Genomic DNA, 14,002 nt, shown 5'->3' on the forward strand with positions numbered 1-14,002 from the left:
GGAATCAGGCGGTGAAGATGGCCTTCTTCTGTGCCTCGATGTCCTTCAGGATGTTGTTGATGTCCTTCGGGTTCTTGATGAAGGCCTGAAGTGAGGGAATCATCACGGTGGAGGCGAAGTCCGGGCGGGTGTCGCGGTCCAGGAACTGGGCGGTGTGCTTGGCTTCCCCGACCAGCTCCACGGCCTTCTTCTGCAGTGCCGTGTAGTTGGAGGTATCGATATCGTTGGCCGGGCCCACGATCGACCTATCTGCTTCGGTGTTGATCTGCTCGGCTTCGGCACTCCCCAGGAACTCCAGCAGTTTCATGGCCGTTCCACCGTTTTCCGTCTTGGCGCTCATCATGAACCCATCGGTCGGGGCATCGATGGAATCCGTGCCGTGTTCGTCGTTCATCTTCGGGAACTTGAAGAAATCCAGGTCCTCGAGGGCGTCGCCGCCTTCGGCTCCCTGGAACTGTTGGGAGATGGACATCCCGAATACCGCCATGCCGGTCTTCTTCTGCAGCAGCCCCTGGGCCATTTCCTGCCAATCCCTGCCCAAGCCGCCCTTCTGGTGGTAGGGCATCTGCTTGGTCCAGGCGTTGAAGACCTCTTTGACCTCGTCCGATTCCCACGACTCCTCGCCGGCCAGGAGGCTGGTGTGGAAGTCGTACCCGTTGATGCGCATGTTCAGGATGTCGAAGGTGCCCATGGCCGGCCAGCCGTCCTTATCGCCCAGACCGATGGGGGTTAGCCCGTCCTTCTGCATCTCCTGACTCAACGTCATGTACTCGTCAATGGTGGTCGGGATCTCGTAGCCCTTATCCGCGAAAACCGATTTGCGGTAGAAGACCGCCCACGGGTAGTAGGAAACTGGAACGAAGTACTGTTTTCCGTCCGTTGCGGTCGCGGAGGCCTTGAAGGCCTCACTGAAATCGTCACCGATGCTGTCCCAGACCGAGCTGATGTCCCCGGCCAGCCCCTGGTCGGCGAAGAAACGCATGCGGTATCCGGCAAACCAGCTGAACACGTCATCGGGTTCGCCCTGCAGGTAGGAGTTGATCTGCTCCTGGTAGGTGTTGTGGTCCACGGTGTTGATGCTGACCTTGGAGCCCGAGTCCTTCTTGAAGGTGTCGATCATCTTCTGATAGGCGGCCTTCGGCACGGCGTCGGACTGGTTGGAACCGAAGGAGATGGCGCCGGTGCCCTCCTTGACGTCAGAGCCGCCCCCGCCTCCTCCGCAGGCCGTCAAGGCGGCCATGGCCGAGAGGCCCACGGCACCACCGAGAACCGATCGGCGGCCCACCGGGACGCTGAGGCCCGCTCCGAGCGAGGACGGGCTGGGTGCGAACGAATATCCGCTCTTCCGAGGGTTGGAATGTGCCACGGTGACTCCTTGGGTTGTGCCGCAGACCCGTTTTCAGGTGCCAAGCGACGGAGAATTCTTGAAGAAACGCTCAAAGTCGATCATAAAGCAACGCAATCAGACTTTCCGTTACTATGGCACGGGTCACTTTCGAGCACAAGGGGTGACTGTCAACGAATTGTGAATGGCCCTACGCCGCGTCTCCTCGGGGTTTTGCTTTCGCCAATTCATTCGCACAATTTCGAACCTCGACTATGCTGGGCGGAGCATGTCACACGGCGTGCCCCTCCTTTGACCACCCGCCCATCCCAGAAAAGGTGCCCGATCATGGCAGAAATGCTCCCGCCGCAACGTCGTCGGCACATCTTGGACGAGTTGAACAAATACGGACAGGTGCGGGTTACCGAACTCTCCCACGAGTTGGGGATCTCGGAGATGACCGTCAGGCGAGACCTGAATGCGCTGGCATCGGCCGGGGAACTGGTCAAGGTCCATGGCGGGGCAACCCGTGAACAGTCGGCCACCAGCGTCGAGCCTGGCTTCATCCGCAAACTCGGCCTCGCGGCACCCGAGAAGGAGGCCTTGGCTCTGCGTGCGGCGGAACTGATCGAGCCGGGCATGTCCGTCGCACTGAACTCCGGAACCACGACCTATGCCCTGGCCGGTCAGTGCACGGGCATTGCCGATCTGACGGTGGTCACCAATTCCCCTCGCATCGCCGAGATCTTCTACAGTGCCGAGAACGCCTCACAATCGGTGATCCTCATCGGTGGCACCCGCACCCCCTCGGATGCCCTGGTGGGCCCCCTGGCCACTACAGCCCTGGCCCAACTGCATGTTGACATCTGCTTCATGGGAATCCACGGCATGACCGCCGAAGACGGCTTTACCACCCCTAATATGCTCGAAGCCCAAGCCAACCGGGCGTTCATGGCCGCAGCGGCAGAACTCGTCGTCGTCGCCGACCACAGCAAATGGGGCATCACCGGTCTCTGCCAGATCGCCGAACTCGGTGCAGCCGATGTACTGATCACCGGAGACGCACTCTCCCCCGAGGCCGTGGACATCCTCGGACAGTCCATCGAGACCCTCCTGCTGACGTCCACCCCCTAAACTGACGGCATGACCCAGCCCCTCAGCCACGAACTGGCTCAACGCGTCATCGACCAGGTCGCCCCGACGCTGGAGTTCAACATCAACATGATGGATCCGGCGGGACGGATCATTGCTTCCACGGATCCCGATCGTGTCGGTTCGACCCATACGGTCGCACGGGCCGTCGCCGGAGGCGAGCCGGGGATCGTGCACGACGGCGGATCGCCCGCGGAACGTCCGGGAGTGAACCTGCCCTTACGGCTCGACGGGAAGATCGTCGGGGTACTGGGGATCACCGGGCCCCCTGAGCGGGTTTCACCGGTGGCCCAGGTGCTGGTCCTGACCACGGTCCTGCTCTTGGAACGCGAACGAGAACTCGACGATTCGGCCCGTCGGGAAGCCGCCGACCGCGAGTTGCTCTCCGGACTGGTATCCGGGGAAGTGGATGGTTCGGCCATCACGCAGGCGTTGGCCTCCGGGCTGCCCGAGATGGCGGCCCCGTGGAGGCTCTACGCCGTCCTGGACCATCAAACCGCCGGTACCCTGGAACCCGAGGTGGAGCAGGCACGTTTGCCCGGACCCCAGCGGCGGGCCCGCTTCGGCGGAGCACTGTGGGTGCTGACCGGGGTCCGGTCCACCCGACCCGACTCCCGGGCCGCGCAGATCCCCCCGGCGGGGACCATCGTCCTTGATGGTGGCTCCTGCGCCGGTGGCGACGATCTGTCCGGGGCGGCCCAGGCCCTGGGCGCACTGGCCAGCGCCCCCGAGCTCCTCCCCGAGGCACCGGCTTCCGGGATTCTCAAACTCGATGAGCTGGCCCCCGAGCTCAGCGCCTCCTGCCTACCCGCGGCAACCAGGATTTCCTGGGCCCACCGGGTGGACTCCCTGAGCGCCGGTCACCGCCAGACGGTACTGGCTTTCCTGGACTGCGGCGCCTCGGTTTCGGCCACGGCCCGAGAGCTCTTCCTGCACCGGAACACGACCTTGCAACGCCTGGAACGCATCGCCGAACTAACGGGACTCGATCCGCGGATCCCGGCCCAGGCAGCTTCATTGCAACTGTCCATCATCGCGGCCCGCCACCCGCCCGAGCAGCGCGCGGAGCAGGCCCCCTCCCACTGATCCCTCATCCTTCCGAGAAAACCACTCAACAGTGCATCCTGCACAGCTTCCTTCGAAGCAACCGTTCAAATAGTGGACACTTAATCCATATTCCTTCGAACCGAACTCCCCTAGAGTGGAGCCATGAGCCCCACCCCCTCTCCCGTCATCGTCGTCGCCCCCGATTCGTTCAAGGGCAGTGCTTCCGCCGCACAGGCTGCCGCGGCGCTGGCCCGCGGGGCACGCGCCGTCGCCGGCCCCGCGGCCACCATCATCGAACTGCCTATGGCCGACGGCGGGGAAGGCACCCTGGACGCACTGCTCGCCACCTGGGGCACGGAACCGTTGACCGCAGAAACCACTGATGCCCTACGCCGGCCCTGCACGGCACGGTACGGGCTCTCCGCGGACGGCAGCACGGGAATCATCGAGGCTGCCGAAGCCAACGGGTTGCCCCAGGTCGCAGATCTCGACCTACGGCCCCTGGACGCAGACACCTACGGGGTCGGTCTCATCGCTGCCCGCCTGCTCGATGCCGGGGTATCCGAGATCCTGCTGTGTATCGGCGGCTCCGCCACGACCGACGGAGGCACCGGGATGCTCACCGCCCTGGGTGCCCGGTTCCTCGATGCCCAGGGCAGCCCCGTCGGCCCCGGGGGCGGCGCGCTGTCGTCCATCGCCCGCGTGGACGTCAAGACGCTGCATCCACGGGCTGCCACCATCTCTTGGAGGATCGCTGTGGATGTCGACAACCCGCTCTGCGGTCCGCGGGGAGCCGCAGCCGTCTTCGGCCCCCAAAAGGGGGCCACCGACTCCGATGTTGCCACCCTGGATGCCGGGCTCGCCCATCTGGCGACCGTGCTCGACGCCGAAGCCGCGGCCAAACAACCAGGTTTCGGCGCCGCCGGCGGGCTGCCCCTGGCCTTGGTGTCCCTCGTCGGAGCCGAAACCGTCCCGGGGGCTGAACTGGTCTCCACCGCCGTCGGACTGCGCAACGCCCTGGCCGGTGCCGACGTGGTGCTCACCGGCGAGGGACGACTGGATACCCAGTCCCTCGGCGGCAAGGTCGTTGATGCCGTCCGCCGCACGGCCAACCCGGACACCCGGGTCGTCGTCATCGCCGGAGCAGTTCAACTCGATGCCGCCACCTGCCGGGAGGCAGGACTAACAGCGGCCTTCTCTATTGCTTCCGGGCCTGCGGCCCTCCCCGAGCTCCAAGCAGATGCCGAACGCCTGATCGAGGACACCGCGGCCCAGGCCTGTGCCGCCTTAGGCCTGGGATCCGGAACGGCACGCACCGTCGGCCCATAGATTCCCGCCATCGGCGGCTAGGCTCGAGGGTCATGAAGATTCTGGACAAAGCGGTACGCATCGACGCATGGCTCTGGGGAGTGCGCGCCTTCAAGACCCGCTCCGCGGCGACGGCGGCCTGCCGGGCCGGCCACGTCAGACTCAACGACCGCCCGGCCAAGGCCGCGGCGGTCATTGTTCCCGGGGACATGATCCGGGTCCGGGAATCCGGGTTCGAGAAGATCCTCGAGGTGCGCGCCCTCATTTCCAAGCGCGTGGGCGCACAAGCAGCGGCCAGTTGTTACACCGACCACACCCCTGCGCGCCCGAAGGCGCCATCGTTGATGGTTCCGGTCCGCGACCGCGGAACGGGGCGTCCAACGAAGAAGGATCGGCGCGAGCTCGAAAGAATGCGCCGGGAGCTGGGAGGTTAAGCCGCGTCGCCGGCGCCCGGCCGGGCCGAGAGCTCTGCGTCCAGGCGCAGCAACCCGTTGCCGTCCTTGCCGATCAGGCGGACGCGACCGATAATTTCTCCCACCGTGGCTTCTTCCTCCAGCTGCTCCTCGACGAACCAGTTCAGCAGCGGCAGCGCGTCGATGTCCCCCTCCTGCTGGGCCAGACGGTAGAGGCTGCGGATGGCTTCGGACACCTTGACCTCATGGGCCAGCGATGCTTCAAAGGCCTTCAGGACGGTATCGGTCTTCACACCCGGAGCCTTGATGTCGCCGATGGCCGGGCTCGCGTCGCGATCCGTCATATGGGCAATGAACTTCTCGGCGTGAACGACTTCCTCATGGGACTGGGCCCGGAACCAGCCGGCGATACCGGGCAGGTCGTGGACGTCCATTTCGATGGCCAGCTGGCGGTACACCATGGAAGCCTCGAGCTCGAGGGTCACTTGGTCGTTGAATGCTTTTTCGAGTGCTCCAGTAAGTTTCATATGACTTAATCTACGGTGATTCCGCAGGGCTGTCACCGGAGTCTGGCCTAACTGGCCTGAGCAGGGATCCAATAGCGAACACGGGCGTTGTCCCCCACAGGTCGGGGTTGGGAAGCCATACCTGATCGCCCCTAGACTGGCCGGATGGGTCATATTGATGTTGCCGGGATCGACTATTTTCTCTCCGATGGCACGCAGCTGCTGAACGAGGTCTCCTTCAAGGTCGGCAACGGCAGCAAGACAGCCCTGATCGGACCCAATGGTGCCGGGAAAACCACGCTGTTCAAGATCATCGCCGGTGACCTCACCGCCGACGGCGGGACCGTCGGCCTTTCGGGGTCGATGGGCATCATGCGCCAGTTCGTCGGCCAGGTCCGTGACGAGTCCACGGTGCGCGATCTCCTCGTTTCCGCAGCACCTCCCGCCCTGGCGAAGGCTGCGGCCGAGCTGGCAGCCGCCGAGGACGCCATGCTCGAGGACCACTCCGGCCCCGCGGCCGAGGAGAAGACGCAGATGCGTTACGCCCAGGCGATCGTGGACTGGGGTGACGTGGGCGGATACGACATTGAGACCGTCTGGGACGTGGTCTGCATGGAGGCCCTCGGCCTGCCCTTCGAACGCGCCGCCCACCGCCCGGCGACCACGCTCTCCGGTGGCGAGCAAAAACGGCTGGTCCTGGAGGCCCTCTTCGCCGGCAACGACGAGGTGCTGCTGCTCGACGAACCGGATAACTACCTCGACGTCCCGGGTAAGCGTTGGCTGGAAGGCAAGCTGCGCAGCTCCGACAAGGCCGTGCTGTTCATCAGTCACGACCGCGAGCTGCTGAACCAGGCCGCCGAACGCATCGTCACCCTTGAACCCGGCGTCAACGGGGCCTCCGCATGGATCCATGGCGGGTCCTTCGGCACCTACGGCGAGGCTCGTGCGGACCGCAACGCCCGGTTCGAGGAACTGCGCAAACGGTGGGACGAGGAGCACGCCAAGCTCAAGGAGCTGGTGAACATGTACAAGAACAAGGCGGCGTTCCGCTCCGATATGGCCACCCGGTACAGCGCGGCACAGACCCGGTTAGCGAAGTTCTTGGAGATCGGCCCTCCCGAGGCGCTGCCGATGGAGCAGAACGTCAAGATGCGACTCAAAGGCGGACGCACCGCCAAACGGGCAGTGGTGGCCACGAAACTGGAGCTGACCGGGTTGATGAAGCCCTTCTCCACCGAGGTCTGGTTCGGGGACCGGGTGGGCGTGCTCGGTTCCAATGGTTCGGGCAAATCGCACTTCTTGCGGCTGCTCGCCGCCGGCGGCACCGATCCCGAACGCGAGCACCTGCCCGTCTCGGATATCACCCTGACCGAGGTCCCCCATGAGGGCAAGGTCAAGCTCGGCGCCCGCATCCGGCCGGGCTACTTCGCCCAAACGCATATCCGGCCCGATCTGGGCCATCGTTCCCTGCTCGACATCCTGCACCGTGGTGACGAGCACCGTTCGGGCCTGGCTCGCGAGGCAGCCTCGGGCGCCCTGGACGGTTATGGCTTGGCCGCACAGGCAGAGCAGGCCTTCGATTCGTTGTCGGGAGGTCAGCAGGCCCGTTTTCAGATCCTGTTGCTGCAACTCTCGGGAGCGACCCTGCTCCTCCTCGACGAACCGACTGACAACCTTGACCTGCACTCCGGCGAAGCCCTGGAACGGGCGGTCAATGCTTTTGAAGGAACCGTCCTGGCGGTCACCCACGATCGCTGGTTCGCCAAGTCCTTCGACAGGTTCCTGGTCTTCGGCTCCGACGGCAGGGTCTACGAGTCGGAGGAACCCGTCTGGGATGAGGCCCGGGTCCAACGGTCCCGCTGAGCGGGAATACTCGCCCCGCCCTGAACGCTATGCCTGAAAGCTGGCCGTTAAGGAATAATGGCCACGATCTAACGTTCCCCATCGAAGGAGACCACGTTGAGCATGTACGCCGTCACCAACCCAGCCACCGGAGAAGTTGAGAAGGAATTCGAGACCTTCACCGACGCGGCCCTGCAGGAAGCCACCGCCAGCGCGCATTCAGCCTTTGGCACGTGGCGGAACACCTCGGTGGATGATCGGGCCGCCCTGCTCGGACGGGTTGCCGACCTCTACGAGGAACGCCGGGACGAACTGGCGGCGATCATCACCCGGGAGATGGGCAAGCCTGCCATGCAGGCCAAGGGCGAAATCGGCATCGTCGTCTCCATCTACCGCTACTACGCGGCCAACGGCCCCGGATTCCTCGCCGACGAGGAACTCGACGTCGTCGCCGGCGGCTCAGCCGTGGTGCGCAAGGAGGGCCTGGGCGTGTTGCTGGGAATCATGCCCTGGAACTTCCCGTACTACCAGGTGGCCCGATTCGCAGCCCCCAACCTGATGAACGGCAACACGATCCTGCTCAAGCACGCCCCGCAGTGCCCGGAATCTGCCGTGGCCATGGAACAGATCTTCCGTGATGCCGGGGCCCCTGAGGGCGCCTACGTGAATATCTTCGCCACCAATGACCAGATCGCCGAGCTCATCGCCGATCCGCGGATCCAGGGGGTATCGCTCACCGGTTCGGAGCGTGCCGGTTCCGCGGTGGCCGAAATCGCCGGCCGCAACCTGAAGAAGGTCGTCCTGGAACTGGGCGGATCCGACCCATTCATCCTGCTCGACACCGACAACCTGGATAAGACCGTCAAACGCGCGGTCAACGCCCGCATGGGTAATGGTGGCCAAGCCTGCAATGCCGCCAAACGCTTCATCGTCATGGCGGACCTCTACGACGACTTCGTCGAGAAGTTCACCGCTGCCGCCGGTGCCATCACCCCGTCGGACCCCACCGACGATCAGACGGCGGTGGGCCCCTTGTCCTCGCAGTCGGCGGCAGACAACCTGCAGAAGCAGGTCGACTCGGCCATTGCCGAGGGAGCCCAGGTGCTGGTCGGTGGTTCCAAGGTCGCCGATGATTCGGCCTTCTTCCAGCCCACCGTGCTCACCGGGGTCACCGATGACATGGAGGTCTTCCATCAGGAACTCTTCGGCCCGGTCGCGATGATCTTCAAGGTCTCCAGCGAGGAGGACGCCGTGGCCCTGGCCAACGACACCCCGTTCGGCCTCGGTTCCTCGATCTTCACCGAGGATCCCCAGCGGGCCCAGCGGGTGGCACACCAGATCGACGCCGGCATGGTCTTCATCAACGAGCCCGGCGGCACAGCAGCCGAACTGCCCTTCGGCGGGATCAAGCGCTCCGGCGTCGGCCGCGAACTCGGCAAATACGGGATGGAGGAGTTTGTGAACCGCAAGCTCATCCGCACCCGCAAGTAGCCACCGCAAAAGGCCGTTTCCACCCTTCGGGGCGGAAACGGCCTTTTGTTGTTCCTGGGGCTCAGCCGACCTCGAAGCCTCCGCGGTCTCCGCGGACCTCGATCTGACGGACGTCTAGACGTTCTACCCGCCCCGGGGTCCGGGGCGAGCGTAGCCAGTCGATGAGTGCCGCGACCGCATCCGCGGAGCCCTGCACGGTCACACAGACGCTGCCGTCGGGAAGATTCACCGCGGAGCCTTCCACACCGAGTGCTTCGGCGCGTTCCCGGGTCCGGTAACGAAATCCGACGCCCTGCACCATGCCGTGGGCCATCGCCTCCGCGGCCGTCACCGCGGCATCGGTTTGCTGGCCGCCGGTGTCGTGGGTGTGGTGTTCGGCGCTCATGCTGTCCCGGGGTCTCCCCTGGTCAATTCGATGGGCGCGACATCGGCCTCAAAACCAAAGACGCGGGCGTAGAACGCCAGCGAGAGTTCCTGGGCACGCACGATATTGGCTGCCTGCCGGAACCCGTGTTGTTCCCCAGCGAAAAGCACATAGGCATGTTCGATCCCCTTGGCAGCCAGAGCGTCGGCGAACTTCTGCGACTGATTCGGTGGCACCACCTTGTCCTCGTTGCCTTGGAGCAACAGCACCGGGCAGTCCAGCGCATCGACGTGGTTGATGGGCGCCCGTTCGGCATACAGTTCACGGGCCGCGGGCCACGGGCCCACCAAGGACTCCATGTAGTGGGCCTCGAAATCGTGGGTGTCCGCGACGAGCGCCTCCAGATCGGCCACCCCGTAGCGTGAGATTCCTGCGTTGAAGGTCTCGGTGTTGGTCAGGCAGGCCAGGGTGGTCCAGCCGCCGGCCGAACCGCCTTCGATGGCCAGTCGGTCCGGGTCGGCCAACCCGGCATCGACCAGGCCCCGCATGACCGCGACGGTGTCCTGGACATCGGCGACGCCCCATTGTCCGGCCAACCGATCCCGGTAGGCCCTGCCGAATCCGCTGGATCCCGCATAGTTGACGTCCACCACGCCCAAACCATGGCTGGTGTAGTAGGCGATCTCCAAGGACAGCCCAATCCGCGCCTGCCCGGTCGGACCGCCGTGCACCATGGCGATGAAGGGAGGTTTTTCACCGGTACGGCCCAGGTAGCCGGCGAGCGCCGGTTCGTAGACGTTTGCGTGCACCACCGTCCCGGTCTCGTCGGTGAATTCCATGGCCTTCCCGGTGGGGAGGACCCCGGGGTCCGGGAGTTCTGCCAAGGACCTGCGGATGGTCCTCATCTGGCAGGAGGACAGATCGATGACCCGGATGCCGACTCCCTCGGTGGAGTTCTGCGAGACGGTGAGGACCTGTGGGCCCGTGCCGTCGTCGTGAACTTCGATGGGCAGGGCATGGGTCAGGACGGCCTCGACGTCGTTCAGGGTCCCCGTGGCCGGGTCGAGTACACCCAGCCGCATCCCGTGGGTGCCATGGGCGGCCAGGATCTTCCCGTCCTCGAGCACCGCATACCAGGTGCTACCGACCTGCCAGAGAGGTTCGGCGAATTCTTCTTCTCGCGGGCAGAGCGCGAGGGCCTGCCCGCCGTTGATCGTCTGACGGTAGAGATTCCACCAGCCCGAGCGGTCCGAGATGAACGCCAGGGTCCCGGCGTCGAGCCATTCGGGTTGGAGCACCGATTCGTTCGCCGAGCCGGCCAGGTCGGTTACCTGGGCAACCTTCCCTGCCTCGTCGAGTTCCCCGACATGCAAAACGGTCCCGTCCCAGGGCATCTGCGGGTGTTCCCAACTGATCCAGGCGATATGCCGCGCGTCGGGGCTCAGGCGAGGAAAGGCAACAAAACGGGAGGAGGGCGTCACCCGGCGCAGCCGTGTCGCGTCCTGGGCGGCGCTGCCGTCCAAGGGGATGGCGACGATATAGCGTTCCGGGGTTGTTCCCCTGAGGTCCTCGCAGACGGCCAGAATTTCGTCGGCGCTTCGTGAGGGAACGAACTCGGCGAAACGCAGTTGCGGGTCACCCCCGGCATCGGGGCGGGGCCAGGATGCGGGGGTCAGCGCGCTGATGCCTGCACGGGAGCGCAGGTGGACCCGCTGATCGGCGAAGTTCGCGAAGACGAAGCTGCCCGTTTCGGCAGCGTCGACCAGTGGAGCCCAGGCCGCGCCCCCGTATTCGTGGACCCGGCTGCGGACGTTATAGGGAGCCGGGAGCAGCTCCACCTGAGGTTCTCCCTCGGCCATGATGGTGCTCCGTCCCCCTTCTTCGGGGAGGCCTTCAACCCACCAGACGGCGTCTGCCACGAAACGGGGAAAGCTCACCGGCCTCCGGGTGGCAACCAGTGATGCCGCGGTCAGGGGGGATGGCCAGGAGCCGAATGCTGCACGAATACTCATGACACCCGAGCCTACCGGGGGGCCTTCCGCTGTCGAACCCGGCGAGGGCAGAATAGGGCCATGACACGCTTTGCCGTCTTCCTCCGCGGCATCAATGTTGGAGGCGTCCGCATCACCATGAAGGACCTTGCCGCGACGCTGGCTGCCGCCGGCTACCGGCGGGTGGATACGGTGTTGGCCTCGGGGAACGTCCTGCTTGATGCCGACGACGACGATGCCGGCGCCCTGGCGGAGACGCTCGAGGCGGTGTTGAGCGAGCGTTTCGGCTATCCGGCGCGGGTCGTCGCCGTGACGACGGCACGGGTGGCGGCACTGGTCGGGGCCTATCCGTTCCCCCCGATCGACGACGGGGTCCCCCGGCACGACTACGTGGTCCTCGCCGCCACCGAGGAGGCCGTGGCCTCGGTCGTGGCTGCTGCCCCACGGCCCGCCGACGGGGAGAATTACGCTGCCGGGGACTCGGTGCTGTATTGGCAGGTTCCCCGCGGGGCATCGCTGAGCTCCCCGCTCGCCAAGGTCCTGGCCAGCCCGCGGCACAAGGAGCGGTTGACCACGCGGAACCTGAAAACCCTGCGCAAGGTCCTGCTGCGTTCGGCCGGCACGGACTAGACGCGTTCGGGGGTCCTGGCGGCTTCGGCGTCGTCCTCGATCTGGTGCGGCCCGTTGATCATGAAGGCACCGGTCACCATGACCACCAGGCAGACGCCCAGCATTCCGAAGGAGGCACCCCAGCCGCCGGTGGCCTCATGGACCACACCGAAAAGCAGCGGGGCGATCGCGGCACCGGCGTAACCCAGGCCCTGGCTGAATCCTGCCAGCACCCCGGACCCATAGGTGGTGCGCGAGCGCAGGTTGATCATCAGGAGTGCCATGGCGAACGTCCCCTGCCCGAGTCCGGCCGAGGTGATCCACCACCAGGTGCCCTGCGTTGGGAGGAAGAACATGCCCAGGTGCCCGGTGATCCAGAGCAAGACGAAGAATCCGACGGCGTAGATGGGTTGGCGCATCCGCGGGACCACCAGCGGCACCAACAGGCTCACCGGTAGTCCGAGCACCGCGAAGTAGGCCAGCGCGCTGCCGGCCACCGCCGGGGAGATCCCCTCACCGATGAGATAGGGCGGCAGCCAGGTGAAGTAGACGTAGGTCTGTCCGGAGTTCCCGGCCAGGAAGATGGCCAGGCCCCAGGCCACCCGGGAACGCCAGGGGTTGATCCTCCGGTCCGCTTCCACCGCGACGACGCCGGCGAGCCGGGTTTTGGTTTCGGCCGGGGTCTCTCCCGCCGCGATCCGGGCATGTTCTGCAGCCTCCGCACCCCGCCGGCGCCGGTCGGCCGCGAACTGGATGAACCAGGGCACCAGAACGACGGCGCTGGCCAGGGTCCAGAAGCCGATGGAGAACCGCCAGTTGGACACCTGCTCGAGCGGGACCGCGAACATGGGACTCATGGCGGTGCCGATGGCGATCAGGGTCACGTAGCCGGAGGTGACGGTGGAGATCCGGTCCGCGAAGTATTTCTTCACCAGCGGCGGCAGGACCACGTTGCCCATGCCGTAGCCGATCATCGTCAGCGCCGAGAGCAGCAGGAAGGAGGTCACGTCCCCCACAAAGGCCCGGCCCGCCTGCCCGACGATGGCCAGCGCCACGGAAAGCAACAGGGTGCGTTCCAGTCCCAGCACGGCAATCATCCGCGGGGTGAACAGCCCTGAGATCCCGAAGATGATCGGGGCCAGCATGGCCAAGAGCCCGGTGCTGAAGGCGGTGAAACCGAGCTCCGGACCGATCAAGTCCAACAGCGGGGGAACCGAAACGACGGCGGCCCGCACGCTCAGGGCCATCAGCATGATCCCCACCAGGGCTGCGATACGGCCCTTCCAGGGTTTGGTTTTGAAACGCAGGGCCATCATGAGCCTTTCTTGAGTCGATCGACCTGCTCGAGAAGGGCCCCGATATCCCTACCCACCAGTGAACGGGACCAGGTCCCGGGCATCGTGGAATGGTAGTAGAGCCCCTCACCGATCAACATGATGGCCTCGGCGGCGTGGGGGTCTGAGACATCTTCGCGGACCAGTCGTTCCCAATCGGCGTGGACTTGGTCCAGAGCGGTGACGGCTGGGGCGTGCGATCCCGCCGCCAGACGCACGACAGCCTGGTAGAAGGCGTCGAATTCTGTTTCCTCGACAGTGGAGGTGCGCACGTAGTATCTGGCAGCACCCTCGGGCGCGGTTGCCATGCGTTCGCTGTCCTGTTGCGCGGCGTCGAGCAGGCGCTCGATCACGGCTTCGGCCAGCGCGTCCTTCGACGGGAAGTGGTAGAGCAACCCACCCTTGGAGACTCCGGCGAGCGCGGCGGTCGCGTCCATTGTCGCCGCCCGTTCCCCGTCGCTGCGCAGCAGGTTCGCATAGGCGTCGAGGATTTTTTCTCGTGCTGCTGGTGGTCTGGACATGATCCCGACTCTAGCGTTTTTGGTCGCCTCCGACGTCATCGATGTCATATGGACTCAATACCGTCCGGACGGTACAGTTACTCGGGAGATTCCTCCCCAA

The 14,002-nt window shown here is 65.3% G+C and carries 13 protein-coding genes; 7 read left to right on the forward strand and 6 right to left on the reverse strand.

What is annotated here, in order from left to right; genetic code table 11:
* Window positions 1-4: 4 nt before the first annotated feature.
* Window positions 5-1,366 (reverse strand): ABC transporter substrate-binding protein, encoded by a 1,362-nt coding sequence (locus CIK75_RS13085; protein ID WP_241895452.1) that lies wholly within the window; start codon window positions 1,364-1,366, stop codon window positions 5-7.
* Window positions 1,367-1,672: 306 nt separating this feature from the next.
* Here CIK75_RS13085 and CIK75_RS13090 point away from each other — a divergent pair, with 306 nt between their 5' ends.
* The 4 genes from CIK75_RS13090 to CIK75_RS13105 all read left to right on the forward strand — a co-directional run bounded on the left by CIK75_RS13090 (window position 1,673) and on the right by CIK75_RS13105 (window position 5,265).
* Window positions 1,673-2,458, forward strand: coding sequence for a DeoR/GlpR family DNA-binding transcription regulator (locus CIK75_RS13090; protein WP_086995263.1), 786 nt, complete (start codon window positions 1,673-1,675; stop codon window positions 2,456-2,458).
* A 9-nt stretch (window positions 2,459-2,467) separates the two neighbouring features.
* The gene (locus tag CIK75_RS13095) at window positions 2,468-3,562 is read left to right on the forward strand and encodes a sugar diacid recognition domain-containing protein (protein ID WP_086995266.1); all 1,095 of its coding nucleotides are present in this window, start codon (window positions 2,468-2,470) and stop codon (window positions 3,560-3,562) included.
* A 123-nt stretch (window positions 3,563-3,685) separates the two neighbouring features.
* Window positions 3,686-4,852 carry a glycerate kinase gene (locus CIK75_RS13100; RefSeq protein WP_086995269.1) on the forward strand — a complete coding sequence of 389 codons (1,167 nt, stop codon included), beginning with the start codon at window positions 3,686-3,688 and terminating at the stop codon, window positions 4,850-4,852.
* Window positions 4,853-4,884: 32 nt separating this feature from the next.
* Entirely contained in the window at window positions 4,885-5,265 is a 381-nt protein-coding gene (locus tag CIK75_RS13105; protein ID WP_086995272.1) for an RNA-binding S4 domain-containing protein, read from the forward strand.
* Here CIK75_RS13105 and CIK75_RS13110 read toward each other — a convergent pair.
* Window positions 5,262-5,771 carry a ferritin gene (locus CIK75_RS13110; RefSeq protein ID WP_086995275.1) on the reverse strand — a complete coding sequence of 170 codons (510 nt, stop codon included), beginning with the start codon at window positions 5,769-5,771 and terminating at the stop codon, window positions 5,262-5,264. The genes CIK75_RS13105 and CIK75_RS13110 overlap by 4 nt on opposite strands.
* Before the next feature lie 144 nt (window positions 5,772-5,915).
* On the opposite strand from CIK75_RS13110, the gene CIK75_RS13115 reads away from it, so the two are divergent.
* Entirely contained in the window at window positions 5,916-7,613 is a 1,698-nt protein-coding gene (locus CIK75_RS13115) for an ATP-binding cassette domain-containing protein (protein ID WP_086995278.1), read from the forward strand.
* A 96-nt stretch (window positions 7,614-7,709) separates the two neighbouring features.
* Window positions 7,710-9,083, forward strand: a complete 1,374-nt coding sequence (locus CIK75_RS13120; protein ID WP_086995280.1) for an NAD-dependent succinate-semialdehyde dehydrogenase — start codon at window positions 7,710-7,712, stop codon at window positions 9,081-9,083.
* A 61-nt stretch (window positions 9,084-9,144) separates the two neighbouring features.
* Here the strand turns inward: CIK75_RS13120 and CIK75_RS13125 are convergent, their stop codons facing one another.
* Window positions 9,145-9,468: an acylphosphatase gene (locus CIK75_RS13125; protein ID WP_086995283.1), complete on the reverse strand. Its 324-nt coding sequence runs from the start codon at window positions 9,466-9,468 to the stop codon at window positions 9,145-9,147.
* A complete protein-coding gene (locus CIK75_RS13130) occupies window positions 9,465-11,459 on the reverse strand; it encodes a prolyl oligopeptidase family serine peptidase (protein ID WP_086995285.1) in 1,995 nt (664 codons plus the stop codon). The genes CIK75_RS13125 and CIK75_RS13130 overlap by 4 nt, the downstream gene beginning before the upstream one ends.
* Window positions 11,460-11,519: 60 nt before the next feature.
* On the opposite strand from CIK75_RS13130, the gene CIK75_RS13135 reads away from it, so the two are divergent.
* The gene (locus CIK75_RS13135; protein ID WP_086995288.1) at window positions 11,520-12,068 is read left to right on the forward strand and encodes a DUF1697 domain-containing protein; all 549 of its coding nucleotides are present in this window, start codon (window positions 11,520-11,522) and stop codon (window positions 12,066-12,068) included.
* Here CIK75_RS13135 and CIK75_RS13140 read toward each other — a convergent pair.
* Together CIK75_RS13140 and CIK75_RS13145 are read right to left on the reverse strand one after the other, a co-directional pair.
* Complete coding sequence (locus tag CIK75_RS13140) at window positions 12,065-13,363, reverse strand: MFS transporter (protein ID WP_241895453.1); 1,299 nt, start codon at window positions 13,361-13,363, stop codon at window positions 12,065-12,067. The genes CIK75_RS13135 and CIK75_RS13140 overlap by 4 nt on opposite strands.
* Window positions 13,360-13,902 (reverse strand): TetR/AcrR family transcriptional regulator, encoded by a 543-nt coding sequence (locus CIK75_RS13145; RefSeq protein WP_086995291.1) that lies wholly within the window; start codon window positions 13,900-13,902, stop codon window positions 13,360-13,362. The genes CIK75_RS13140 and CIK75_RS13145 overlap by 4 nt, the downstream gene beginning before the upstream one ends.
* Window positions 13,903-14,002 lie beyond the last annotated feature (100 nt).

The organism is Glutamicibacter sp. BW78 (genome assembly GCF_002332245.1).
Lineage (GTDB): Bacteria > Actinomycetota > Actinomycetes > Actinomycetales > Micrococcaceae > Arthrobacter_H > Arthrobacter_H rhombi_A.